General features: G+C 63.5%; 25 protein-coding genes. 12 read left to right on the plus strand and 13 right to left on the minus strand.

Annotation, left to right across the window (positions count from 1 at the left end; translation table 11 throughout):
* The first annotated feature begins 3 nt into the window (after nucleotides 1-3).
* The 10 genes from Q1A52_RS21880 to Q1A52_RS21925 all read left to right on the plus strand — a co-directional run bounded on the left by Q1A52_RS21880 (nucleotide 4) and on the right by Q1A52_RS21925 (nucleotide 9,335).
* Entirely contained in the window at nucleotides 4-789 is a 786-nt protein-coding gene (locus Q1A52_RS21880; protein ID WP_300019879.1) for an SDR family oxidoreductase, read from the plus strand.
* A gap of 3 nt (nucleotides 790-792) precedes the next feature.
* The gene (locus Q1A52_RS21885; protein WP_300019880.1) at nucleotides 793-1,719 is read left to right on the plus strand and encodes a 3-hydroxyacyl-CoA dehydrogenase family protein; all 927 of its coding nucleotides are present in this window, start codon (nucleotides 793-795) and stop codon (nucleotides 1,717-1,719) included.
* Nucleotides 1,720-1,762: 43 nt separating this feature from the next.
* The gene (locus tag Q1A52_RS21890; protein WP_300019881.1) at nucleotides 1,763-3,043 is read left to right on the plus strand and encodes an ABC transporter substrate-binding protein; all 1,281 of its coding nucleotides are present in this window, start codon (nucleotides 1,763-1,765) and stop codon (nucleotides 3,041-3,043) included.
* 38 nt (nucleotides 3,044-3,081) lie between these two features.
* The gene (locus Q1A52_RS21895) at nucleotides 3,082-3,810 is read left to right on the plus strand and encodes an ABC transporter ATP-binding protein (RefSeq protein ID WP_299784195.1); all 729 of its coding nucleotides are present in this window, start codon (nucleotides 3,082-3,084) and stop codon (nucleotides 3,808-3,810) included.
* Nucleotides 3,803-4,510 carry an ABC transporter ATP-binding protein gene (locus Q1A52_RS21900; RefSeq protein ID WP_300019882.1) on the plus strand — a complete coding sequence of 236 codons (708 nt, stop codon included), beginning with the start codon at nucleotides 3,803-3,805 and terminating at the stop codon, nucleotides 4,508-4,510. Before Q1A52_RS21895 ends, Q1A52_RS21900 begins: the two co-directional genes overlap by 8 nt.
* Nucleotide 4,511: 1 nt before the next feature.
* Complete coding sequence (locus Q1A52_RS21905; RefSeq protein ID WP_300019883.1) at nucleotides 4,512-5,375, plus strand: branched-chain amino acid ABC transporter permease; 864 nt, start codon at nucleotides 4,512-4,514, stop codon at nucleotides 5,373-5,375.
* Nucleotides 5,372-6,400: a branched-chain amino acid ABC transporter permease gene (locus Q1A52_RS21910; RefSeq protein ID WP_300019884.1), complete on the plus strand. Its 1,029-nt coding sequence runs from the start codon at nucleotides 5,372-5,374 to the stop codon at nucleotides 6,398-6,400. Before Q1A52_RS21905 ends, Q1A52_RS21910 begins: the two co-directional genes overlap by 4 nt.
* Before the next feature lie 3 nt (nucleotides 6,401-6,403).
* Nucleotides 6,404-7,345 carry a 3-keto-5-aminohexanoate cleavage protein gene (locus Q1A52_RS21915; protein WP_300019885.1) on the plus strand — a complete coding sequence of 314 codons (942 nt, stop codon included), beginning with the start codon at nucleotides 6,404-6,406 and terminating at the stop codon, nucleotides 7,343-7,345.
* A gap of 137 nt (nucleotides 7,346-7,482) precedes the next feature.
* Entirely contained in the window at nucleotides 7,483-8,397 is a 915-nt protein-coding gene (locus Q1A52_RS21920) for an MBL fold metallo-hydrolase (protein WP_300019886.1), read from the plus strand.
* On the plus strand, nucleotides 8,397-9,335 hold the full coding sequence (locus Q1A52_RS21925) for an MBL fold metallo-hydrolase (RefSeq protein WP_300019887.1): 939 nt from the start codon (nucleotides 8,397-8,399) through the stop codon (nucleotides 9,333-9,335). The genes Q1A52_RS21920 and Q1A52_RS21925 overlap by 1 nt, the downstream gene beginning before the upstream one ends.
* Before the next feature lie 17 nt (nucleotides 9,336-9,352).
* Here Q1A52_RS21925 and Q1A52_RS21930 read toward each other — a convergent pair whose 3' ends face one another.
* The 13 genes from Q1A52_RS21930 to Q1A52_RS21990 form a co-directional block, all read right to left on the minus strand.
* Nucleotides 9,353-10,414 (minus strand): YeeE/YedE family protein, encoded by a 1,062-nt coding sequence (locus tag Q1A52_RS21930; RefSeq protein ID WP_300019888.1) that lies wholly within the window; start codon nucleotides 10,412-10,414, stop codon nucleotides 9,353-9,355.
* A gap of 84 nt (nucleotides 10,415-10,498) precedes the next feature.
* The gene (locus Q1A52_RS21935) at nucleotides 10,499-10,930 is read right to left on the minus strand and encodes a DUF302 domain-containing protein (protein ID WP_299832136.1); all 432 of its coding nucleotides are present in this window, start codon (nucleotides 10,928-10,930) and stop codon (nucleotides 10,499-10,501) included.
* 81 nt (nucleotides 10,931-11,011) lie between these two features.
* Nucleotides 11,012-12,280: an NAD(P)/FAD-dependent oxidoreductase gene (locus tag Q1A52_RS21940; protein WP_300019889.1), complete on the minus strand. Its 1,269-nt coding sequence runs from the start codon at nucleotides 12,278-12,280 to the stop codon at nucleotides 11,012-11,014.
* Between the two features lie 28 nt (nucleotides 12,281-12,308).
* The gene (locus Q1A52_RS21945) at nucleotides 12,309-13,013 is read right to left on the minus strand and encodes a c-type cytochrome (protein ID WP_300019899.1); all 705 of its coding nucleotides are present in this window, start codon (nucleotides 13,011-13,013) and stop codon (nucleotides 12,309-12,311) included.
* Nucleotides 13,013-14,029, minus strand: coding sequence for a c-type cytochrome (locus tag Q1A52_RS21950; RefSeq protein ID WP_300019890.1), 1,017 nt, complete (start codon nucleotides 14,027-14,029; stop codon nucleotides 13,013-13,015). Before Q1A52_RS21950 ends, Q1A52_RS21945 begins: the two co-directional genes overlap by 1 nt.
* Nucleotides 14,013-15,281, minus strand: coding sequence for a sulfite dehydrogenase (soxC, locus tag Q1A52_RS21955; protein WP_300019891.1), 1,269 nt, complete (start codon nucleotides 15,279-15,281; stop codon nucleotides 14,013-14,015). Before soxC ends, Q1A52_RS21950 begins: the two co-directional genes overlap by 17 nt.
* A gap of 24 nt (nucleotides 15,282-15,305) precedes the next feature.
* Nucleotides 15,306-17,003 (minus strand): thiosulfohydrolase SoxB, encoded by a 1,698-nt coding sequence (soxB, locus tag Q1A52_RS21960; RefSeq protein ID WP_300019892.1) that lies wholly within the window; start codon nucleotides 17,001-17,003, stop codon nucleotides 15,306-15,308.
* A gap of 66 nt (nucleotides 17,004-17,069) precedes the next feature.
* A complete protein-coding gene (gene soxA / locus Q1A52_RS21965) occupies nucleotides 17,070-17,915 on the minus strand; it encodes a sulfur oxidation c-type cytochrome SoxA (protein ID WP_300019893.1) in 846 nt (281 codons plus the stop codon).
* A gap of 25 nt (nucleotides 17,916-17,940) precedes the next feature.
* Nucleotides 17,941-18,270 carry a thiosulfate oxidation carrier complex protein SoxZ gene (gene soxZ, locus Q1A52_RS21970; protein ID WP_195822729.1) on the minus strand — a complete coding sequence of 110 codons (330 nt, stop codon included), beginning with the start codon at nucleotides 18,268-18,270 and terminating at the stop codon, nucleotides 17,941-17,943.
* A gap of 16 nt (nucleotides 18,271-18,286) precedes the next feature.
* Entirely contained in the window at nucleotides 18,287-18,703 is a 417-nt protein-coding gene (gene soxY, locus Q1A52_RS21975; RefSeq protein WP_299869598.1) for a thiosulfate oxidation carrier protein SoxY, read from the minus strand.
* Nucleotides 18,704-18,734: 31 nt separating this feature from the next.
* Entirely contained in the window at nucleotides 18,735-19,208 is a 474-nt protein-coding gene (gene soxX / locus Q1A52_RS21980; protein WP_300019894.1) for a sulfur oxidation c-type cytochrome SoxX, read from the minus strand.
* A 95-nt stretch (nucleotides 19,209-19,303) separates the two neighbouring features.
* Nucleotides 19,304-19,876, minus strand: coding sequence for a thioredoxin family protein (locus tag Q1A52_RS21985; protein WP_300019895.1), 573 nt, complete (start codon nucleotides 19,874-19,876; stop codon nucleotides 19,304-19,306).
* 13 nt (nucleotides 19,877-19,889) lie between these two features.
* On the minus strand, nucleotides 19,890-20,627 hold the full coding sequence (locus Q1A52_RS21990; protein ID WP_300019896.1) for a cytochrome c biogenesis CcdA family protein: 738 nt from the start codon (nucleotides 20,625-20,627) through the stop codon (nucleotides 19,890-19,892).
* Between the two features lie 78 nt (nucleotides 20,628-20,705).
* Between Q1A52_RS21990 and Q1A52_RS21995 the strand changes: the two genes are divergently transcribed.
* Entirely contained in the window at nucleotides 20,706-21,065 is a 360-nt protein-coding gene (locus tag Q1A52_RS21995; RefSeq protein ID WP_300019897.1) for a hypothetical protein, read from the plus strand.
* 99 nt (nucleotides 21,066-21,164) lie between these two features.
* A complete protein-coding gene (locus Q1A52_RS22000) occupies nucleotides 21,165-21,500 on the plus strand; it encodes a helix-turn-helix transcriptional regulator (protein WP_195822723.1) in 336 nt (111 codons plus the stop codon).
* Nucleotides 21,501-21,623: the final 123 nt, after the last annotated feature.

Here is a 21,623-nt window from a genome sequence, read left to right on the forward strand (position 1 = left end):
CCCATGGCGCTCGACAATCCCTTTTCGATGTTCGACGTGACGAAAAAGGTGGCGCTGATCACCGGGGCCTCCGGCGCTTTCGGCGCGGTCGCTGCGCAGTGCCTATCGGGCGCGGGCTGCAAACTGGTGCTGGCGGCGGGCAATGCGACTGCGATGGCCGAGGTTGCGGCGACATGCGCCGGCCCCGTTCACCAGATCAACGCCCGGCCCGACAGCGAGGCCGCTTGCGCCGACATGGTGACCAAAACGGTTCAAACCTTCGGTCAACTCGATATTCTGGTGGTCGCCTCGGGCATTAACAAGGTGGCCAAGATCGACGACATGGCGCCTGAGACGTTCGACGACGTCATGGACGCCAATGTCACGCAATCCTGGCTGATTGCGCGGGCCGCGACCCGTCAGATGAAGGCGCAGGGCACGGGTGGCAAGATCGTCTTTGTCTCCTCCGCCCGTGGTCTTCTGGGCCACCCGGCGGGCTACACCGCCTATTGCGCGTCAAAGGCGGCGGTGGACGGCATGACCAAAGCGCTTGGCTGCGAGCTCGGTCCCACCGGGATCACCGTGAACGCCATTGCGCCCACCGTTTTCCGCTCGCCGCTCACTGCGTGGATGTTCGAAGACACGCCCGAGGCGACGGCGGTGCGGGACGGTTTTCTGGCGCGCGTGCCCAAGGGCCGTCTGGGCGAACCGGAGGATCTCGCCGGGCCCCTGCTGTTTCTCGCATCCAGGGCGTCGGATTTCTACACCGGGCATATTCTTTATGCCGATGGCGGCTATACGGCGGGCTGATCCATGAGGAAAAACCGTCAAATTGCTGTGGTTGGTGCGGGGCTCATGGGCCACGGGATTGCGCTGACGCTGGCCCGCGCCGGGCAGTATGTCTGCATCACCGATCCGGCGGCAGAGGCACGGGAGAGCGTGTCGCGCCGGATCTCCGACAGCCTGAGCACGCTTGGGGAACCAGAGGAGCGTATCGCAAAAATCCTCAAAAAGATCGAGGTCTCGAACTCCATTGCTGCCGCCGTCCGGGATGCGGACGTCGTCTTCGAGGCCGCCCTGGAAAAGCTGGCGCTCAAGCAAGAGATCTTTGCCGAGGTCGAGGAATACGCGCCGGAGAGCTGCATTCTGGCGTCCAATACCTCGGTCATGCCGATCACCGGGATCATGGGCGGGCTGCGCCTGAAATCCCGAGCGCTTGGCACCCATTGGTGGAACCCGCCCCACATGATCCCGCTGGTGGAGGTTGTCTGCACGGAATGGACAGAGGATGTTGTTGCCAACGATATGATGGCCCTGCTGGACGACGCCGGAAAAACGCCGGTGCGGGTACAAAAAGACGTCCCCGGGTTCATCGGTAACAGGTTGCAGCACGCGCTCTGGCGCGAGGCGATCAGCCTTGTGGAAAATGGCATCTGTGACGCGGAGGCCGTTGATACCGTCATCAAGTCCAGCTTTGGGCGCAGGCTCGCCGTTCTGGGTCCGCTGGAAAACGCGGACCTCGTCGGCACCGATCTGACGTTGGATATCCATGAAAACGTGCTGTGCGATCTGGAGAGCCGGACAGCGCCCTCACCCTATCTTGCCAGGCTCGTCGCGGAGGGACGGCTTGGCATGAAATCCGGACAAGGATTTCGCGATTGGACGGAGGAGGACGCCGCAGCCCTGCGCCAGCGCGTGGCCCGGCACCTGACGCGTCTGGAGGGAATTCTTCTCGACTGACGCCACGATAAACCGGTTAGACTGCCGGATAAGGGAGGAAGATATGACAACCAAGATCACACCATGGTCGCGTCGGCGGTTCCTGGCGGGCAGTGCGCTGACACTTGCCGCCCCCGCCATTCTGACCAGCACCCGCGCCTATGCCGCCAACCCAGTCATCAAGGTCGGCCACGTCAGCCCGCGCACCGGCCCCCTGGCGGGCTTTGCGGAAGCCGATGACTACGTGCTGGGCGCCATCAATCAGGCCTTTGCCGCCGGTCTGGAAAACAACGGCAAGACCTACAGTGTCGAGATCATTTCCAAGGACAGCCAGTCGAACCCCAACCGGGCTGCCGAAGTGGCCGCCGATCTGATCCTCGGCGACGAGGTCGACCTGATCGTGGCCGCCTCGACGCCCGACACGGTCAACCCGGTGTCCGATCAGGCGGAAATAAACGAGGTGCCCTGCATCACCACCGACTGCCCGTGGCAGCCCTATTTCTTTGGCCGCAACGGCGTGCCGGGTGAAGGGTTTGAAAACACCTATCACTTCTTCTGGGGGCTGGAGGACGTGATCGGCGCGTTTCTCGACATGTGGGACAAGAGCGGCGTGGCCAAAACCGTGGGCGGGCTCTTTCCCAACGACGCGGATGGGAACGCCTGGGGGGATGCCGAACTTGGCCTGCCGAAACCGCTGGCTGCCGCGGGTTATGATCTGGTGGACCCCGGACGCTTCCAGCCGCTCTCAGATGATTTCAGCAACCAGATCGCGGCGTTCAAAGCCGCCGGTTGCGAGATCGTGACGGGCAATATGATCCCGCCCGATTTCGCGACCTTCTGGGCGCAATCCGCGCAGCAGGGGTTCGCGCCCAGGGTGGTGACCATCGGCAAGGCGCTGCTCTTTCCTTCCGTCATCGATGCGCTTGGGGCCCGTGGCGACGGGCTGACGTCGGAGGTCTGGTGGTCGCCGAACCACCCCTTCACCTCGTCGCTCACCGGCGACAGCTCCAAAGACCTCGCGGATGGCTACACCGCCGCCTCCGGGCGCCCCTGGACCCAGCCCATTGGGTTCAAACACGCGCTCTTCGAGGTGGTCGCCGATGTGATCAAACGGGCCGAGGATCTGGAAGACCCCGCGGCCATCGTCGCCGCCATTGCCGCCACCAATCTGGACACGATCACCGGCACCGTGAACTGGGCAGATGGGCCGATCAACAACGTGACCAAGACGCCGCTGGTCGCCGGGCAATGGCAACGCGACGGCGACGCGCTTGATCTGAAAATCGTGGCCAATGCGGCGGCGCCCGACATCCCGGTCACCGGGGATCTGAAACTTCTGGCCTGACGATCAGACCGCCGCGCGCACGCAGAACACGAGGGATCATGGCAGCCTTTCTCCAACTCGATCAGGTCTCGAAGGCGTTCGGCGCGGTCACCGTCGCGGATGCGCTCAGTTTCGACGTGCCGTCGGGCGAGGCGCTTGGCGTGATCGGTCCGAACGGCGCCGGAAAGACCTCGATGTTCAACCTGATCACCGGCACCCTGTCGCCTACCTCAGGCCGGATCCTCTTTGACGGGCAGGACGTGACCAGAAGCAGCGCCGCCAAACGCTGCCGCGCGGGAATGGCGCGCAGTTTTCAGGTGCCTCAGCCGTTCTCGGGCATGACGGTGTTTGAAAACGCCATGATCGCCGCCACGCAGGCGGGTGGAATGCACGGGCGAACGGCGGAGCAGTTTTGCCTTGAGGTGCTCGATCAGACCGAACTGCTGGACCGCGCGAACACGCTCGCGGGTGGCCTGACGCTCCTGGGTCGCAAGCGGCTGGAATTGACCCGCGCCCTATGTGCCAGACCGAAACTTCTGATGCTGGACGAGATCGCGGGGGGTCTGACGGACGCGGAATGCGGCGCGCTCATTCAGACGATCCGCGATATCCATGCGCGCGGCGTGACCATCATTTGGATCGAACATGTGGTGCATGCGCTGCTGGCGGTCGTCGACAGGCTGATCGTGATCGATTTCGGCCGGAAGATCGCGGAAGGTGCGCCTAGGGCCATCATGGAAAGCCCCGAAGTGCAGGAGATTTACCTGGGGATCGAAGCCGATGCCTGACCCCCTTCTGTCCCTCTGCGGTCTGGACGCTTTCTATGGCGATTTTCAGGCGCTCTATGGCGTCGACCTGCAGGTCGCGCAAGGCGAAGTCCTCGCCATCATCGGGGCCAATGGCGCGGGCAAGACCACCCTGATGCGGTCCATCTCCAGCCTGACGCGCAACAGGGCGGAGATGGTGCGCTACCGCGGGGAGGACATCGGGGCGCTGCGGGCGGATGAAGTGGCCGCGCGGGGCATCGCGCTGGTGCCGGAAGGGCGGCAGCTCTTCCCATCGCTCTCCGTCGAGGAAAACCTGATCATCGGCGGCCAGATCGGCCGCAAGGGCCCGTGGTCCCTGCCCGCCATCTACACGCTCTTTCCCATCCTGCAGGAGCGTCGTCACCAGCAATCCACGTCGCTCTCGGGCGGCCAGCAGCAGATGGTGGCCATCGGACGCGCGCTCATGGCCAACCCGGACCTGATCCTCTTTGACGAGATCAGCCTCGGGCTGGCCCCCATCATCATCAAGGACATCTACGCCGCCCTGCCCGGCATCATCGGCGAGGGCATGAGCGCGCTGATCGTGGAGCAGGACATCACCAAGGCGCTGGCCGTCTCCTCGCGTTTCTACTGCCTGCAGGAGGGGCGCGTCTCGCTCGAAGGCGCCTCTGCAACCGTCGCCCGCGAGGAGATCTCGCGCGCCTATTTCGGGGTAGCGTAACATGGAATGGGTCAACGTCGTGGTGCAGGGCACCTTGCTGGGCGGTCTCTACGCGCTCTTTGCCGCCGGTCTGTCGCTGATCTTCGGGGTCATGCGGCTGGTCAACATCGCCCATGGGGACCTGATCGTGCTGGGGGCCTATCTGGGCCTCTCGGTCACCACCGTTCTGGGCCTGCATCCCCTGCTGGCGCTGATCCTCGTGGTGCCGGTCATGGCCGGGTTCGGCTATGTGCTGCAGCGTGGCATCCTGAACCAGACGCTGGGCAAAGACATCCTGCCGCCGCTGCTTGTCACCTTCGGGCTGTCGGTGATCATCCAGAACACGCTGCTGGAAACCTACTCCGCCGACCCGCAAAAGATGAACGCCGGGGCGCTGGAGACGGCCAGTGTCTCTGCCGCGGGGCTGTCGGTGGGGCTGCTGCCGCTCCTGACCTTCGGCACCGCCATTGCGGTGATCGCCACGCTGCAATGGATTTTCTACCGCACCGCCCTTGGCCGCGCCTTCCGGGCCACCTCCGACAACCCTGAAATCGCCCAGCTCATGGGGCTGAACCGCCGTCATATCTTTGGCCTCGCCATGGCGCTGGCCCTCGGGGTGACGGCCATCGCCGGGATCATGCTGGGCATCCGCACCAGTTTCGACCCCTCCATCGGTGGCGGGCGGCTGATCTTCGGCTTCGAAGCGGTCATCATCGGCGGGCTCGGCAACCTCTGGGGCACGCTTGCAGGCGGCGTGATCCTCGGCGTGGCCCAGACCATCGGGGCCAAGATCGACCCGGGCTGGCAGCTTCTGGCGGGTCACCTCGCCTTTCTGGTCATCCTGGCCCTGCGCCCCAACGGCCTGTTCCCGAGGATCGACGGATGAACCTGTCAGATTTCCACGTCACCCGCACATCGCCCGCCGCCCGGATCGCGGCCCTGCTGGGCGCGCTGATCCTGATCGTCCTGATCGCCGCGCCATGGTGGGCCGGACGCGCGGACATGCGCCTGATGGGAGAGCTGTTTCTCTACCTCGCCCTCGCCAGCCTGTGGAACCTGATGGCCGGATACGCGGGCCTCGTCTCGGTCGGCCAGCAGGCCTATGTCGGATTTGGCGGCTACATGCTCTTTGCGCTGACGATCTTTGGTGGCCTGCATCCGCTGGGCGCGATTGCGCTTGCGGGCGCATTGGGCGCGCTCATCGCCGTGCCGGTCGCGCTTTTGATCTTCCGGCTGCGCGGCGCCTATTTCGCCATCGGCACATGGGTCATCGCCGAGGTGTTCCGCCTGTCCTTTGCACAGGTCTCCGCACTGGGGGGCGGGTCCGGATCATCGCTGCCGGTTGGCATCGTCAAATCCCTGGCCGCCTCGCGGTCGGGCCGCGAACACCTGAGCTATTGGCTCGCCCTGGGCTCCGCCGTCCTCGTGATCGCCGCCGTCTATCTCTTCCTGCGGTCGCGCAACGGGCTGGCCCTGACCGCCATTCGCGACAATGAACTGGCCGCAGGCTCGCTTGGCATTGACATCTGGCGCACGAAATTCATCGTCTACGTGGTCACCGCCGCGCTGACCGCCATGATCGGCGCGCTGATCTTCCTGCAGAAACTGCGCATCTCGCCGGACGCCGCCTTTTCGGTAAACGACTGGACGGCCTTCGTGATCTTCATCGTGGTGATCGGCGGCATCGGCACCATCGAAGGGCCGATCATTGGCACGTTAATCTTCTTTCTCTTGCGCGAAACCCTTGCGGACCTCGGAACGATCTACCTCATCGTGCTCGGCACCGTGGCCATCGTGATCATGCTGAAGGCCCCGACCGGCCTCTGGGGCCTGATCCGCAGCCGGTTCGACATTGAGCTCTTCCCGCTCCGTTTCCGCGTCAAACCCTCCCCCCAATCCACGAAAGGCTGACCCATGGCCAAGGCGAAACAGAAAACCATCATCACCTGCGCCGTGACGGGGGCGATCCACACGCCCACCATGTCGGACGCCCTGCCCTATACCTATGACGATATCGCAGCACAGGCGCTGGCCGCCGCAGAGGCCGGTGCCTCCATCCTGCACCTGCATGCGCGCGACAACGACACCGGGGCGCCCTCGGTGGATGTCGATGACTTCGCCCCCTTCCTGCCGCGCATCAAACAGGCGACCGATGCGGTTGTGAACATCTCGACCGGCGGCTCGCTGACCCTGTCCATTCAGGACCGGATCACCCCGGCCAAGACGTTTTCCCCTGAGATGTGCTCGATGAACATGGGCTCGATGAATTTCTCCTTCCACCCACTTGCCGGGCGCTATGGCGATGACGACTGGAAATTCGACTGGGAAAAGGACTATGTCGCCAACTCGGACGGCAACATCTTTCGCAACACCTTCCGCGACATTCGCGAGGCCGCAGAAACGCTCAGCCCCCATGATGTGAAATTCGAGCATGAATGCTACGACGTGGGGCATCTCTACAATCTGAAATTCTGCATGGATATCGGGCTTTTCAAGGCGCCCGTCTTCATCCAGTTCATCTTTGGCATCCTAGGCGGGATCGGTGCGGAGGTCGACAATCTGGTGTTCATGAAACGCACGGCAGACCGGCTCTTTGGCGAGGATTATCGCTGGTCCGTGCTGGGCGCGGGCGGGGCGCAGATGACGCTGGGCACAACCGCCAGCCAGATGGGCGGCAATGTGCGCGTCGGGCTGGAGGACAGCCTCTTTATCTCGCGCGGAACGCTGGCGGACAGCAACGCGCAGCAGGTCGCGAAAATACGCCGCATCGTCGAGGATCTGGGCTGCGAGATCGCAACCCCGGACGAGGCGCGCGCGATATTGGACCTCAAGGGCGGCGACCGCGTGGCGTTCTGATCCCGGATCGTTCCAGGGGTGGTTTGCGCCTCACCGAAACGATGGCACTCCCGCCAAGCTGACAGCCAACGCAAGGCTTGTGTTCACCGTCTCCCTCATGTCATATTCATGAAATAGAATTTGTCTGGGAGGGCGGCATGAAACTGGACAGAAGGCAGGTCCTTGCGGGTCTCGGCGGCTGCGCGGCCTGCGCCACGCCGCTCTACACCGTCGCCCAGACGCTGCGGTTGGGGTCTTTTGACATCACCAGCGTCAGCGATGGCCATCTGGTACTGCCGGGATCGATGTTCTTCGACGGTCTGCCTCAAGAACCGCTGCAGGAGATCCTTTCAGAAAACGATATCTCCTCCGAGCAGCTGGAACCGCCCTGCAACCTGACACTGCTGCGTCAGGATGACAAAATCATCCTCTTCGACGCAGGCGCAGGCGCGGGCTTCATGCCAAGCGCCGGGACCCTCCTCGACAGTCTCGCCGCACAGGGCGTCGCCCCCGAAGACATCACCCATGTCGTTTTTACCCACGCCCACCCTGACCACCTCTGGGGCATCCTCGACGACTTCGACGATCCGGTCTTTCCGCAGGCGGAGCTGATGATCGGACAAGCGGAATGGGCCTATTGGACCGACCCCGACACGGTCACCACCATCGGCGAGGCCCGCGCCTCCTTTGCCGTGGGCGCGGCGCGCAGGCTGCAGGCGGTCGAGGATCAGATCAGCCTGTTCAACAGCGGTGACGAAATCCTGCCCGGCATCCTGGCCCATGGCACGCCCGGCCACACCCCCGGTCACATGTCGTTTGAAATCCGCGACGGCACGCAGGCGGTCATGGTCGGTGGGGACGCCATCGGCAACCATCACGTGGCCTTTGCCCGCCCCGACTGGCCCAGCGGGGCCGATCAGGACCCGGATCTGGGGGCCGCGACCCGCTTGCGGCTGCTGGATCACCTGGCAACCGATGACATCCCGCTGATGGGGTTTCACCTGCCCCACGGCGGCCTCGGGCGCGTCACCCGCGACGGCGCGACCTATCGCTTTCTTCCGGAGGACGCATAATGCGCTGGACCCTGCCCTTCCTGCTTGCCACATCCGCCTACGCCAGCGAGGACATCGCGGATAAATACCCCGCCTCGCTGCTCTATGACAAACCGGTGGAGGTGATCCCCGGCGTCTTCTCGGCCATCGGCGCCACCGCCCCGCCAACCTATGAAAACGCGGGCCACAACAACAACCTCAGCTTCATCGTGACCGGCGATGGTGTCGTGGTCATCAACGCCGGGGCCGCCTATGGGCTCGCCGCTGCCCTGCACGATGAAATCAAGGCGATCACCGACCAGCCCGTGAAACTGGTCTTCAACGAAAACGGTCAGGGCCACGCCATGCTCGGCAACAATTATTGGGCGGAACAGGGCGTGCCCATCGTCGCCCATGTCGATGCCGCCACGGAGGTTGCAGATTACGGCGGCAGCATCCTTGAGGGCATGAAACGCTACAACCGCGACCGGGCCGAGGGCACCACCCTGCAGGGCCCGACAGAAACCTTCGAGGATACATATGTCGTCGAGATGGGTGCGTTCCGGATCGAGGCGCGCTACCTCGGCCCCGCCCATTCCCCGGGTGACATCGTGGTCTGGCTGCCGGATCAGAGACTCGTGATCTCGGGTGACATGGCTTTTCACGAACGCATGCTGCCGATTTTCGAGCACACCTATACCGCCGACTGGCTGGACACATGGGACAATGCCTTCGAGGCGCTGGAGGCCACCTATGTCATCCCCGGCCACGGCCATCCGACCAACATGGATCAGGTGCGCCGCTACACCAAGGGCTATCTGGAATACCTGCGCACCCAGATCGGCGCCCATATCGACGCGGGCGGCGGGCTGGCCGAAGCCTATTACGTCGATCAATCCCCCTATGCCCATCTCGACACCTTCGAGGAGCTCGCGACCAAGAACGCGGGCCGGGTCTTTGAGCAGATGGAATTTGAATAGGCCCTGTCCCGCCCGTGTCAGGCGGGTGTGACCACCGCACGCAGATGCAACAGCCGGTGGGTCATCATCGCCCCCACCCACATGAAAAGCAGCGCCACCCAGGCGGTCACCGCAAAGATCGACCCGCCAGACAGGCCCGCCCCCACGGCACAGCCGCCCGCCAGCATGCTGCCGAAGCCCATCAGCACCGCCCCGATCAGATAGCGCTCCATCGGTGTGTCGGGGCCGAACCGCTCGATCCGCGCCTCCCCCGAGGTCAGCGCCATCAGGGCGGCCCCGGCAAAGACGCCCGGCACCAGCCCGACCCCAAAGCTCAGCGGCAAGCGGGTCGCATTGACCAGCCCCATCAGCGTGTCGGTCGAGGGCCCGGTGAAGGTGATGGAAGACACCGCAACCACCTCGAAAGAGGTCTGGGCAATTGTGTAGGTGAAGATCCACCCCAGACCGACCGCCACGCCGACACAGCCAGCAGCGATCATGCGGGTCACCGGCAGGCGGCTGGCCACCGCCAGAAAGGTCGCGAGGATCAGCGCAATCGCGGCGCATATCGCCGCCGCAGTGGAGCTCAGCCCCAGTTGCGCAAGCAGGCTGCGCGCCGCGCCGCCGTCGATCAACCACAACCCGGCAAGACCTTCGCGCAGGGGGGCCAGAACCCCGCGCAGCGCGGCCTGCGCCACCAGCGTCAGCACCAGACCGGTCAGAATTGCGCGCAGATTGCCGGTGGCCGAAAGCACCAGCAGACGGCTGGCGCAGCCGCGCGCGAGGATCATACCCACCCCGAAGAGCAGCCCGCCAATCACCGCCCCGGAGAGGCTGCCGGTGGCGGCCAGCTGCCGCGCCTCGGAGACATCGAGAATGCCTACAGAAATCGCCCCCTGCACACAGAGAACGGCCGCAGAAAAAGCCAGAAACCAGATCGACAGACGCGGCCCGACCTGCCCCTCGGACAGCTCGACCGTCGCCGCGCGCAGGCAGAACCGCGAATGCTGGGCCGCGACGCCAAAGAGCACGCCAACCACGGCCCCCGCCATCATCAGCACGGCCCCGTCTCCGAACCGGTCAATCAGGGTTTCCACCATCGCCAGACCTTTCCCGTCAGAACGGGCCTACCGAAGCGGGGCGCGATGCACCTTGATGTGGGTCAAGCAGGCAGCACCCTCCGGCTATTCCAGCGCCTCCTGCACGATCTCGTCCAGCAACGCCTGCACCTGCTGCATCTCACCCTGCGGGTAGGTGCGATAGCCGATCCTCACCGCCCCCGCCTGATCCGCGACAAAAATGCCATAGGGGCAATGGGCGATGTTCATCGGGTCCGCCTCCATCACAGCGCGCGACACCTGCGCCGAGCAGAAGAGGAAGATATCGGCCTCATTGAACAGCGCCTTGGTGCTGCCCACATCCGCGCCGGTCCGGTTCAGCATCTCGCCGGTATGGCTGACATAATCGATGACCAGCCCGCGCCCGACAATGGCGCTTTCCACGGCAAAGGCCGCATCCTCGAAACTGCCATCAAAGGCATAGGTGACCGCCTGATCCGCCGCCTGTCCCGATCCCGCGATCAGGGCAACCGTCGCGGCAAGTATGAAACGTCTCATAGTCTCTCCTTCCAGATGGTGGCCTCACTCAAACACGTCCGGCCGGGCCCGCCCTTGATCCAGGTCAGCCCGGCCTATCTGTCAACCGAACATGTCGGCGGTGATCCCGGCGTACCAGCCTTCGGATTCCTCGTAGGTGGCGCGGCGCAGATCGCTGCTCTCCCCGGTGGCGGAGATGAACCCATCCACCTTGGCGATCTTCTCTGCCGTTGCCTCATAGGTCGCACCCACCTTGACGCCGTCATTGGTGTCGATCAGCGACCAGCAGGTGTTGGAGAACTTCGCCGGAAACACCTTCGACCCCGTCAGCGCCCCGCGCACCGCATTGGCGCAGACCTTGGCCTGCGAATTCGCCGAGAACCCTGATTTCGGCATATCGCCCTGCTGGCTCGCATCGCCCAGAACGTGCACATCCGGGTCCGCCTTGCTGCTCATGTCGGCCGCGTTCACCGGCGCCCAGTTGCCCTCGGTCACGCCCGCCATCTCCGCAATCCGGCCCGCCTTCATCGCCGGGATCACGTTGCAGACGTCCACTTTCGTCTCCTCGCCGTCGATGCTCACGGTCATCGCCGCCGGGTCCACCGACACCGCGCCGCCGCCGAAATCGGCACCGATCCAGTCGATCATGCCTTCGTAGTGATTGGCCCAGCCCTCCTGGAACAGCGACATCTTGGAGAACTTCTCCTTGGGGTCAGCCACGATGATCTTGGCCGTCGGGTTGGTCTCTTTCAGCACATGCGCCACCATCGATACGCGTTCGTATGGTCCGGGCGGGCAGCGGAACGGGTTGGGCGGGGCCACCATCGCAAAGGTCCCGCCTTCGGGCATCGCCGCCACCTGCGCCTTGAGCAATTCCGTCTGCGAGCCGCCCTTATAGGCATGCGGCATGGCGTTCTGCGCGGCCAGCGACCAGCCCGCCACCGCGCCCTCGACAAAGTCGATGCCGGGGCTGAGGATCAGCTTGTCATAGGGCAGCTGCGCGCCCCCGGCGAGGCTCACCGTCTTGGCATCGCGGTCCACATCGACGGCCCAGTCGTGCACCACGTTGATCCCGTACTTGGCCGCCAGCGTGCCATAGGTGTGGCCCAGATCGTCGATCTCCTTGAACCCGCCAAGATAAAGGTTGGAGAAGAAACAGGTGAAATAGGTCCGCGACGGCTCGATCAGCGTCACATCGACGCCGCCCTTGCTGTCCTTGGCGATATAGCGCGCCGCCGTGGCCCCGCCGGCCCCGCCGCCGATGACGATAACGCGCGGTTTGCCGTGCCCATCCGCCAGAACCGCCGGAGCGCCTAACGTCGCTGCCGCCGCAACGCCCGTGCCCAGAAAAATACGTCTGTTCAGTGTCATGTGGTTTCCCTCCCAGAAAACGACCCCGTTACTCGAGGTCCTTGAAATAGGCGGCCAGCGCCGCAATCTCCTCGTCATTCAATCGCCCGGCCATCATCTGCATCACCGGATGCGGGCGCAGCTTGCGCTTGTAGGCATGCATCGCGACCACGAAATCCTCGGTAGGCCAGCGGGTGATCGACGGGATGCCCTCGGCGCTGCCGTCCTGCTGGTGGCAGGTCAGACATTCGCTCGACAGGTATTCGCCGTATTCCGCATCCCCCTTCAGGGCCAGAATGGCCGGGTCCACGTCGTGATCCGTCGCCCGCGCCGTGGGTTCCGCTTCGGGCACATCGGCAGGGTTGTCAGAGTAATCCCGCAGGAACGCCAGTAAATCCGCCCGGTCCTGCGCATCCTTCAGCCCGCGAAAGCTCATGCGCGTCTTCGACACCAGCGCGCGGGGGTTTTCCACATAGGCGCCAAGCGTCTCTGCCGTCCAGATCAGCCCGTCATTGCCCGCGCGCGCCATGGACTTCGAATAGGCGTAGCCCTCATGCGCCGCCGCCCTGCGCCCGAAAATCCCGTTCAGATGCGGGCCGATCCGATCCCGTGCGCCCTGCCCGATCTCGTGGCAGCCCTTGCACTTGGTAAAGACCCTGGCCCCGGCCTCTGCATCGCCGAAATCCTCCGCCCACACCGCCCCGGCCACGGATATCGCGGCCAGGACAGCAGGGAGAAACACGGCCCGCAACATCACTCGGGGATGCTAGCCAGATAGGCGGTGATCGCGGCCAGATCCGCCTCTTTCTTCAGCCCCGCAAAACTCATCTTGGTGCCTTTCATGAAGGCTTTGGGTTTGGACAGAAACGCCTGAAGGTTCTCCGCGTCCCAGACCAGACCGTCCTCTGCCATGGCCATCAGCGGCTTGGAATACTTGAACCCCTCGACCTGGCCCGCTGCCTGCCCCACGATCCCGGTCAGCACGGGGCCGGAACGGTTCTTGGCCCCCGCGCCGATCTGGTGGCAGGCCTTGCATTTCCGGAACACCTTCTCGCCCGCCGCGATCAGCTCGGGATCCACCGCAGCCTCCTCCACCGCCGGGGCAACTGCCGGTGCCACCGCCGCTTCCTCCTCGGGCGCCGTGGTTTCCGCCTCCGGCGTCACATCCAGCACCATGGCCCGCATGGTCACCTGCACATCCTCCTTGCAGTTCTCCATGCAGGGCTCACCCACCCATTGCGCATGCTCCGTCTCGATCCGGTCATCCACGATGAACCCATCCCGATTGGGCATCTCGAAATCGGCAAATGTCTCATCTGACAGCACGAAATCATCCTCCACCAGATCGTTGGAATAGAGGATATAGGCGACAATCGCGTAGACCTCATCCGCCTCCAGCGACTGCGCATCACCAAAGGGCATCGACCGGTTCACATAGTCCCATGTGGTCGAGAGGTACGGCCAATAGCTGCCCACGGTCTTCAGCGGGTCCTCATCGGCCAGCGTGTCCCAGCCACCGGCCAGCTTGGGCCAGTTGCCCACACCTTCGGCAAAATCGCCGTGGCAGGAGGCGCATTTATCGGCAAAGACCTCCTCCCCCGTCAGCACATCGCCGGAACCTGCGGGCAGGCCTGTGCCATCAGGAGAGACGTCCAGATCCCAGGCGGCGATTTCGGCGGGCAGCGCCTCCCGACCGAGACCGAACCCTTCGGCAAAAACCGGGGTGCCCAGCAGGGTCAAGGCCACCGCGCCTTTAAGAAACTTCGACATTTTCCGCCTCCCCGCTCGGGCGCACCCACCAGGTCTGGATACAATTGTTGTGATAGATCGAATTCAGCCCCCGAACCTCCCGCAACTGCGCCTTGGTAGGCTGCACATAGCCGGTCTCATCCATGGCGCGGCTTTGCAGAAACATATCCTCGCCGTCCCAATCGGTATCGAGATAGAACCGCGTCAGCGCCATCTTCTCCCCCGGTTTGGCCAGCCGCGCGGTCTCCCACGACTTGCCGCCATCCTTGGAGACATCGACGCGGGCGATCGCCCCACGCCCCGACCAGGCCAGCCCGGTGATCACCAGCGGCCCCTTGCCATGGGTGATCGGCGCCTGCGGGCTCGGTGATGTAACGACCGATTTCGCATCCATCGCCCAGGTCCATTTGCGCGATGTGCCATCCTCCAGCGTGTCGGTGTATTTGCTGGTCTCCTCGCGGCTTTCGACCGGGCCATCCATGACCTCGACCCGGCGCAGCCACTTGACCCACATGTTGCCTTCCCAGCCCGGCACCACCAGCCGCACTGGGTATCCATGTTCCTTGCGCAGCGCCTCGCCATTGGCCTTGAAGGCGACCAGCACGTCATCCAGCGCCTTTTCCATCGGGATCGACCGGCCATTCGAGGACGCATCCGCGCCTTCGACATAGACCCATTTGTCTGCCAGATCGCCCGCCGCCCCCAGCCCCGCTTCGGCAAGGATCGTGCGCAGCGGCACGCCCGTGTATTCCATGTTGTGGATCATGCCATGGGTGAACTGCGCGCCGTTCAGCTGCGCGCCCGCCCATTCCATGCCGGTGTTGGCGGCACATTCGCAGAAATAGACATGGTTTTCCCGCGGGAACCGTTCCAGATCGGCGTAGGAAAAGATCAGCGGGCGGTCCACCAGCCCGTTGATCATCAGCCGGTAGTCCTGCTTGCTCAGTTCAATCGCGCCGGAGTGGTGCCGTTCAAAGGCACAGCCCTGCGGCGTGATCGTGCCGTCCAGCGCGTGGATGGGCGTGAAGTTGATCGAACTGATCGTGTCGGCGGTCAGCCATTCCACGTTGCGCCGGATCACGTCGCCCTCGAACTCGATGGGCAGCCCGTAGGGCGTGGCATCGACCCCGTCGCCCAAGCCGCTGGCCCAGGGCTGCACGTCGGTGATCAGCGGATCGGGCGTGGCAGCACGGGCACCGCCGGCCACCGTGGCGGCGGCACCGGCGGCGAGGCCCTTTTTAAGAAACGTCCTGCGCGACGTCTTCTGCGTCATGGTTTCACTCCATGTTGGTTTCGATCAGGCGCCAACGACGTTGACGCTGTTATTCGGCGACACCGTCACGGTGCCCTGTTTGGCGATATGGCTTTCGACCACGTCCCAGATTTGCGGCCCTTCGGTGCCCTCGTTGACCGAGGCCCAGCCCGCGACCTGATAGGTCTTGGACGGGTCAATCTTTTCGCCGGTGCTGAGCAGCGTCATCTCGGTGATGCGGCTGCCCTGCGCTTTGGTGATGTCGATGCGGTAGCCAAGCCCCCCGGTGCGCACCATGTCACCACCCTGCTGGTAATAGGGGTCGGGGTTGAAGAGATTGTCGGCCACGTCCTCCAACACCACATGCAGGAATTCACCGGTCATTTCAGTCCGGTAAGCCGCGCCATAGCTCATCGAGGTCACGTTCCAGATATCCTCGCGGGTGATGTCCTGCCCCGGCAGGATCGACGGCCCCCAACGCACCCCGGGGCTGAGCGCGATATCCGCCTCCCGCTCCGACAGCAACGCGTCGCAGATCAGATCGTCCCAGGTGCCGTTGAAATTACCCCGGCGGTAGAGCAGGCTGTCGGTCTTGCCGATCACCTCGCTCAGGGCGCTCTCATAGGGCGCGCGCACAGTATCGATCAACGTGGCTACCTCCGGGTCAGGCGTGATGACATCCGAGAAGATCGGGATCAGCTTGTGCCGGAAGCCCATCATGCGCCCGTTGCGCACATCCAGATCGACGCGGCTGACAAACTTGCCGTTCGACCCGGAGGCCACGATCACGGTCTCGCTCACCAGCACCGGTTCCGGCAGCGCGTCATGGGTGTGGCCCGACAGGATCACATCGATGCCGCTGACAATCCCCGCCATCTTCTTGTCCACGTCAAAACCGTTGTGGCTCAGCACCACGACCAGTTCCGCGCCCTCGGCACGCACCTGATCGACCATCTCCTGCATGTTTTCGTCCCGAATGCCAAAGGCGTATTCGGGGAACATCCAGCCGGGGTTGGCGATGGGCATGTAAGGAAACGCCTGCCCGATAACGGCCACCTTTACACCACCGCGCTCAAAGAACTTGTAAGGCGGGAAAAGCTCGGCGGGCTCATCCCATTCCGCGTCGAATATGTTCTGCCCCAGCGCCGCAAAGGGCAGCCCTTCAACGATCTCGTTCACCCGCTCCGAGCCCAGCGTGAATTCCCAGTGAAAGGTCATCGCATCGGGTTTCAGCGCGTTCATCACCTCGACCATGTCCTGCCCTTGGGTGTGATAGCAAGTGTAGCTGCCGTGCCAGGTGTCGCCGCCATCCAACAGCAGCGCATCGGGCCGGTCGGCGCGGATATGGTTGATCACCGTGGCCACCCGGTCCAGCCCGCCAACCCGGCCATAGCCCCGCGCCAGCGCCTCGAAATCCCCCGAGGACAGCGCGTAATGCGAGGGCGAGCCGTCCTCAATCCCATACATCCGGCGGAATTCGGCCCCGGTCACATGCGGTACCGCCCCCTTGTTGTCACCGACGCCGATGTTGATCGACGGCTCGCGGAAATAGATCGGCTTCAACTGCGCATGAATATCCGTGACATGGATCAGCGAGACATTCCCGAAGGTCTCGAACTGCAGCAGCTGATCCTGCGTCAGCGCCTGCTGTGCGGCCAGCCGCCCCCATTGCCCGAACCCCGACGCGCCGAGAAGGGCGCTCGCGGCCATGCTGGTCTGGAGAAAATCGCGGCGGGATATCATATGCGTATTCCTGAATATATCTTAAGGAGAAAACCCCGCACGGGCACCGCGCGGGGCATTCAAGGCTTAGTTTCGGATCGACGGACCCTCAACGCTCAACCCGTTGCCGCGTGAGGCGACATAAAGCTCCAGCGCGATGAACTCCGGGCTGCCGGGGGAATAAGTCTCCGCCCGCGTATCACGGATGCAGCCCTTGAACCGCGCATGCGCTGCGTTCAGTTTGGTGTTTTTCAAACGATACACAGGAAAACCGTTGATCTGCCCCTGGCTGAGGTGGTCGGCGCGGATCATGTTGCCGTAATTGTCCTCGTGGCAATTGGAACAGGCCAGCTCCAGCTGACCGGTGCGGGTGTAATAAAGCTCCTTGCCCGCCTCCCAGGTCGATTGCGCGGGACCGTCAATCGCCACATTCACCGGCATGCCGCGCGACACCGAGGCCAACAGCGCGGTCATATTGACCATGTCCCCGCCAGTGTATTTCCACTTCTCCGCGCCCATCCGGTTTTCCCGGCAGTCGTTGATCTGCATCTCCAGCGTGCGCACTTCGCCCGCCGCCTCGTTGTACTTGGGATAGACCGGGCGCACACCGGCCATGGTCTCGGATCCCTCATGACAACTCGCACAGGATTTGCCTTCGGACCCATCGACCGTGTTCCAGACCTCCTCCGCCTGCTCCACGAAAATCATGCCGGGGTTGTCGAAATCATCCGCCTGCATGGCCCGCGTTTCCGTGCCCCGGAAATGCCAGCCCGAAATCACCTCGTCCATCACATCGGACAGATGATCAGGGGCGGCGGTGCGGGTCACCAGCGTGATGTCCTCGTTGAGGATCAGCGTGTCCTCCACAGGCTCCGCGCTCAGCGGTAGGGCGGTCAATGCGCCCGCCAGCAATGCGCCAGTCCATATCTTCATAGTTGTCCCTCCCCAGACAAACGGATTATTCGACGGCGATCTTCTTGCTCGTGTCGTAGACCGAGCCGTCGTCGTCATACCAGGTAAAGACGAACTCACCGGCTTCCGGCACAACCGCCTCGAACTCCAGATAGGGGTTCGTGGAAATCGCCGGTTCCAGCACCACGTCGATGACGTTCTCGCCGTTGAAATCGCAGGTAAAGCGGTTGATGATCGAGCGCGGGATGACGTTGCCGTCATCGTCCTTGCGCTGGCCGGATTCCATCTTGTGGCTGATCAGCGTCTTGATCGTGATGGTCTCGCCAGCGGCCGCTGTCTTGGGCACTTTAACGCGGGGTTTTACACCTGTTGCCATGTCTGAACTCTCCTGATTAGCCGCCGCAGCCGCCGATTGTCACCTTGACCGTCGCAGCGGCCTGCACGAAGGAGCCGTCCTCCAGCTTCGCAATCGCGACCACGTCCTGCGTGCCTGCAAGGCGGATGCGGGTCGAGGCGGCGCGCGACGCGGCCAGCTTGCCGAATTTGAAGGTCGCCACCGGCGGGGTCGGGTTGCCCAAGGCCAGCACCATGATCTCCACCGCCGTCTCCGAGGCGACCTCAATCGGCACGGTGTTGCCGTTCTCCGCGATCTCGGGCGCGGTCAGGGTGATGTCCCCCGATCCGATCTCGGCGCCGCCGGTAAAGGCCGCAATGGCCTCCTCGGGCGTCGTCGCCGCCTGCAGCGGCAGCCCTGCAACCAGACAGGCGCTGACGCCCATCAGCATTGCGTTGCGTCGTGTCAGTTCCATGCGTGAACCTCCTTTGATCCCCTCGGGGTCGTTACTCTTTCAAGGTGGCCAGATAAGCCACCACATCTTCGATCTGTTGCGCGGTCAGCAGCGGGCCAAAGGTGTCATCCGCCGCCTCGCCGGTATAGGCGTTGCCGGGGCGGATGAAGCCTTCGGTCTTGTAAAAGGACGGCATCATGCTGTCCTCAAACATGATCTTGGCATTGGCGACGATGCCGCGCAGTTCCGCCTCGGTCCAGCGGTCCCCGGCCCCGTCCAGCATCGGGCCGATCTCACCATGAAACGGCACATCGGCCAGATCGGTGACCTCGTGGCAGGCCACGCAATTGCCAAGGCTCTTGTTGCCGGCGATCTCGCGGCCCATGGCCGGGTCGCCCGCCGTACCGGTCAGAGAGGTCTCGACGCTGCCGTCCACATAGACCACGGCCGTGGGCGCGATCTCCTCCGCCGCCCCGCTGAAGGTCGAGGCGGTCAGGGCCAAAATTGCCAGAAAAGTGCGTTCCATGCGTCCTCCCAAACACATTCAATGTTCAGCATACCATAGGACACGAAACCGTGACCGATCAAGAACAAATTCAACTATTCGAATTTGAAATCCTCTCAATCGGCGGTGCCATCCGCCCGTTCCTGAATGCGCCGCGCGTGATAGCGTTGAAAATCCTCCTCTGAATCAAGCGCGTATCGCTTCTCATAGACCCAGGTGAACATATCCAGCGTCGTGCCCGGCCCAAACGCGCCCGGCATCAGGGCCACGGCGGCGCTCTGCGCCGTTGCGCCCGCGTCGACCTCTTCCGGCAGGAACAGAATCGACGGGGTAAAGAGCAGCCCCCATTTCCGCGCCGCCTGTTTCTCGCTCAGGGTCTCGCCATCGAAATCGGTGATCTCGGTATCGCCATGCAGATTGACCTGCACGACAAAGAAATTCTCGGCGATGTAACTGGCGATATCCGCGCGCGGAAAGACCTCCTCATGCATCTTCGTGCAGTAGATGCAGCCGCGCTGCTCCACCATCAGCACCAGCCGTTTGCCTTCGTGATTGGCTTCGGCCAGGTCTTCGCGCAGGTCCTTGAAGGTGTCGCGCATCCAGTCGGTCTTGTGCAGCCCGTCGTCGCCCAGCTCCGCGGCAAAGCCGGGCAGTGCGATCAGGCTCAGAAGGATCAGCAGGCGTTTCATCAGGCGGTCTCCTTTAGATGTTTTGAAAGGCGGGAAAGGTCTCCAGCATCCACTGGGCAATGTGGTTGACGCTGTCCGTGGCGATCAGCGCCGCAAAGAGCAACAGCAGCAGGCCCATGGCCTTTTCGACCTTCGGCAGATGGCGGCGGAACCGGGCGGCGAACCGCAAAAACGGCCCGATGAACAGCGAGGCCACCACAAAGGGCGCGGTCATCGCCACCCCGAACACCAAGAGCAGGATCAGCCCGCGCAGGGCCGTGGCCTCGGTGCTGGCCGTGAACACCACCGCCGTCAGCACCCCGCCGACGCAGGGCGTCCACCCCGCGGCAAAGGCCAGCCCGACGACGTAAGCGCCGAGCACGGACATGGTCTGGGTGTCGCCCGCCTGCACCTGAAACGCCCGGTTGAAAAAGCCGATCCGCAGCACCCCCAAAAAATGCAACCCCATCACCAGCACGACCAGCGCCGCAAAAAGCCGGAATTCCGTCTGCGCCGCGCGAAAGCTCTGGCTCAGCCCGTAGGCCGCCGCCCCGAGCAGCACAAAGACCGTGATGATGCCCAGCGAAAACATCACCGACGCGGCAAAGGCCCGGCGGCGCACACCCGGCGCCAGCACCCCCTCGGCGCTGATCTCGGACATCGACGCCCCTGCCATATAGCTGAGGTAGAACGGCACAATCGGCAGCACACAGGGCGAGAAAAAGACGATCAGCCCGCCCAGAAAGGCCCCCAATAGACTGACATCCAACATCCCGGCCCGCCCCAGTGCTTGTGCAGATTACATATTCAAGATATTATATGTTTATGTGATCCGTCAATTGGAACGCCGATGAAACGCCTGCTCCTTGCCCTGGCCCTCGGGCTGGCCCCCCTGCCCGCGCTGGCCGCCGATCTGGTCATGGTCGAACAGGACGGCTGCCACTGGTGCGCCCGGTGGAACGCGGATATCGCGCATATCTACCCCAAGACCGAGGAAGGCAAACGCGCGCCCCTGCGCCGGGTCGACCTGCGCGCCCTGCCCGACGATATCACCTTTGCCTCGCGCCCGGTCTTCACCCCCACCTTCGTGCTGGTCCATGACGGCAAGGAGCTGGGCCGCATCGAAGGCTATGCGGGGGATGAGTTCTTCTGGTTCCTGCTGGGCAAGCTGCTCGACGCCCATCCGGAGGAAACAGAGCCTAAATCGTAGGCATTTGCACCGCTCTGGACCTGGCGGGTTCTTGCATTAATTGCCATATCAACGCCCAATGGGTATGAGGACCCGAAATTGCGAGATAGCCAGAGCTTCATGTCACTTCCCGTCATCACCAAGGATATGTCCGACGCCGAAATCGAGCGGATGATGGAGAGTGCCTGCAATGCGTCGAACTTCCTCAAGGCGATCAGCCACGAGGGGCGATTGATGATCCTCTGCCACCTGTCCACCGGCGAAAAATCCGTGACCGAGCTGGAAGAGCTGCTCTCCGCCCGGCAGGCCGCCGTCTCGCAACAACTGGCCCGGCTGCGTGCCGAAGGGCTGGTTGCGCCGCGCCGCGAGGGCAAGGCGATTTATTACAGTTTGACAGATCCCCGCGCCGTTCAGATACTTGATCTCGTCTACGACCTGTTCTGCAAGGACGGGTAGCGCGCCTCGCCACGCCCCGTAGACATACGGGAGGAACCACATGCTGGACAGCATTTCAGACGCAGGGCTTTTGGCCCTGATCGGGCTTGGGGGCGGCCTCATCCTGGGACTCGCCGCACGACT

The sequence above is a fragment of the uncultured Roseobacter sp. genome, from assembly GCF_947488185.1.
Taxonomy (GTDB): Bacteria; Pseudomonadota; Alphaproteobacteria; order Rhodobacterales; family Rhodobacteraceae; genus Roseobacter.

Bases quoted from the DNA above. Each gene is read 5' to 3' on its own strand.
- Q1A52_RS21880 (WP_300019879.1), top strand. From the start codon at position 4: ATGGCGCTCGACAATCCCTTTTCGATGTTCGACGTGACGAAAAAGGTG.
- Q1A52_RS21885 (WP_300019880.1), top strand. From the start codon at position 793: ATGAGGAAAAACCGTCAAATTGCTGTGGTTGGTGCGGGGCTCATGGGC.
- Q1A52_RS21890 (WP_300019881.1), top strand. From the start codon at position 1,763: ATGACAACCAAGATCACACCATGGTCGCGTCGGCGGTTCCTGGCGGGC.
- Q1A52_RS21895 (WP_299784195.1), top strand. From the start codon at position 3,082: ATGGCAGCCTTTCTCCAACTCGATCAGGTCTCGAAGGCGTTCGGCGCG.
- Q1A52_RS21900 (WP_300019882.1), top strand. From the start codon at position 3,803: ATGCCTGACCCCCTTCTGTCCCTCTGCGGTCTGGACGCTTTCTATGGC.
- Q1A52_RS21905 (WP_300019883.1), top strand. From the start codon at position 4,512: ATGGAATGGGTCAACGTCGTGGTGCAGGGCACCTTGCTGGGCGGTCTC.
- Q1A52_RS21910 (WP_300019884.1), top strand. From the start codon at position 5,372: ATGAACCTGTCAGATTTCCACGTCACCCGCACATCGCCCGCCGCCCGG.
- Q1A52_RS21915 (WP_300019885.1), top strand. From the start codon at position 6,404: ATGGCCAAGGCGAAACAGAAAACCATCATCACCTGCGCCGTGACGGGG.
- Q1A52_RS21920 (WP_300019886.1), top strand. From the start codon at position 7,483: ATGAAACTGGACAGAAGGCAGGTCCTTGCGGGTCTCGGCGGCTGCGCG.
- Q1A52_RS21925 (WP_300019887.1), top strand. From the start codon at position 8,397: ATGCGCTGGACCCTGCCCTTCCTGCTTGCCACATCCGCCTACGCCAGC.
- Q1A52_RS21930 (WP_300019888.1), bottom strand. From the start codon at position 10,414: ATGGTGGAAACCCTGATTGACCGGTTCGGAGACGGGGCCGTGCTGATG.
- Q1A52_RS21935 (WP_299832136.1), bottom strand. From the start codon at position 10,930: ATGAGACGTTTCATACTTGCCGCGACGGTTGCCCTGATCGCGGGATCG.
- Q1A52_RS21940 (WP_300019889.1), bottom strand. From the start codon at position 12,280: ATGACACTGAACAGACGTATTTTTCTGGGCACGGGCGTTGCGGCGGCA.
- Q1A52_RS21945 (WP_300019899.1), bottom strand. From the start codon at position 13,013: ATGTTGCGGGCCGTGTTTCTCCCTGCTGTCCTGGCCGCGATATCCGTG.
- Q1A52_RS21950 (WP_300019890.1), bottom strand. From the start codon at position 14,029: ATGTCGAAGTTTCTTAAAGGCGCGGTGGCCTTGACCCTGCTGGGCACC.
- soxC (WP_300019891.1), bottom strand. From the start codon at position 15,281: ATGACGCAGAAGACGTCGCGCAGGACGTTTCTTAAAAAGGGCCTCGCC.
- soxB (WP_300019892.1), bottom strand. From the start codon at position 17,003: ATGATATCCCGCCGCGATTTTCTCCAGACCAGCATGGCCGCGAGCGCC.
- soxA (WP_300019893.1), bottom strand. From the start codon at position 17,915: ATGAAGATATGGACTGGCGCATTGCTGGCGGGCGCATTGACCGCCCTA.
- soxZ (WP_195822729.1), bottom strand. From the start codon at position 18,270: ATGGCAACAGGTGTAAAACCCCGCGTTAAAGTGCCCAAGACAGCGGCC.
- soxY (WP_299869598.1), bottom strand. From the start codon at position 18,703: ATGGAACTGACACGACGCAACGCAATGCTGATGGGCGTCAGCGCCTGT.
- soxX (WP_300019894.1), bottom strand. From the start codon at position 19,208: ATGGAACGCACTTTTCTGGCAATTTTGGCCCTGACCGCCTCGACCTTC.
- Q1A52_RS21985 (WP_300019895.1), bottom strand. From the start codon at position 19,876: ATGAAACGCCTGCTGATCCTTCTGAGCCTGATCGCACTGCCCGGCTTT.
- Q1A52_RS21990 (WP_300019896.1), bottom strand. From the start codon at position 20,627: ATGTTGGATGTCAGTCTATTGGGGGCCTTTCTGGGCGGGCTGATCGTC.
- Q1A52_RS21995 (WP_300019897.1), top strand. From the start codon at position 20,706: ATGAAACGCCTGCTCCTTGCCCTGGCCCTCGGGCTGGCCCCCCTGCCC.
- Q1A52_RS22000 (WP_195822723.1), top strand. From the start codon at position 21,165: ATGTCACTTCCCGTCATCACCAAGGATATGTCCGACGCCGAAATCGAG.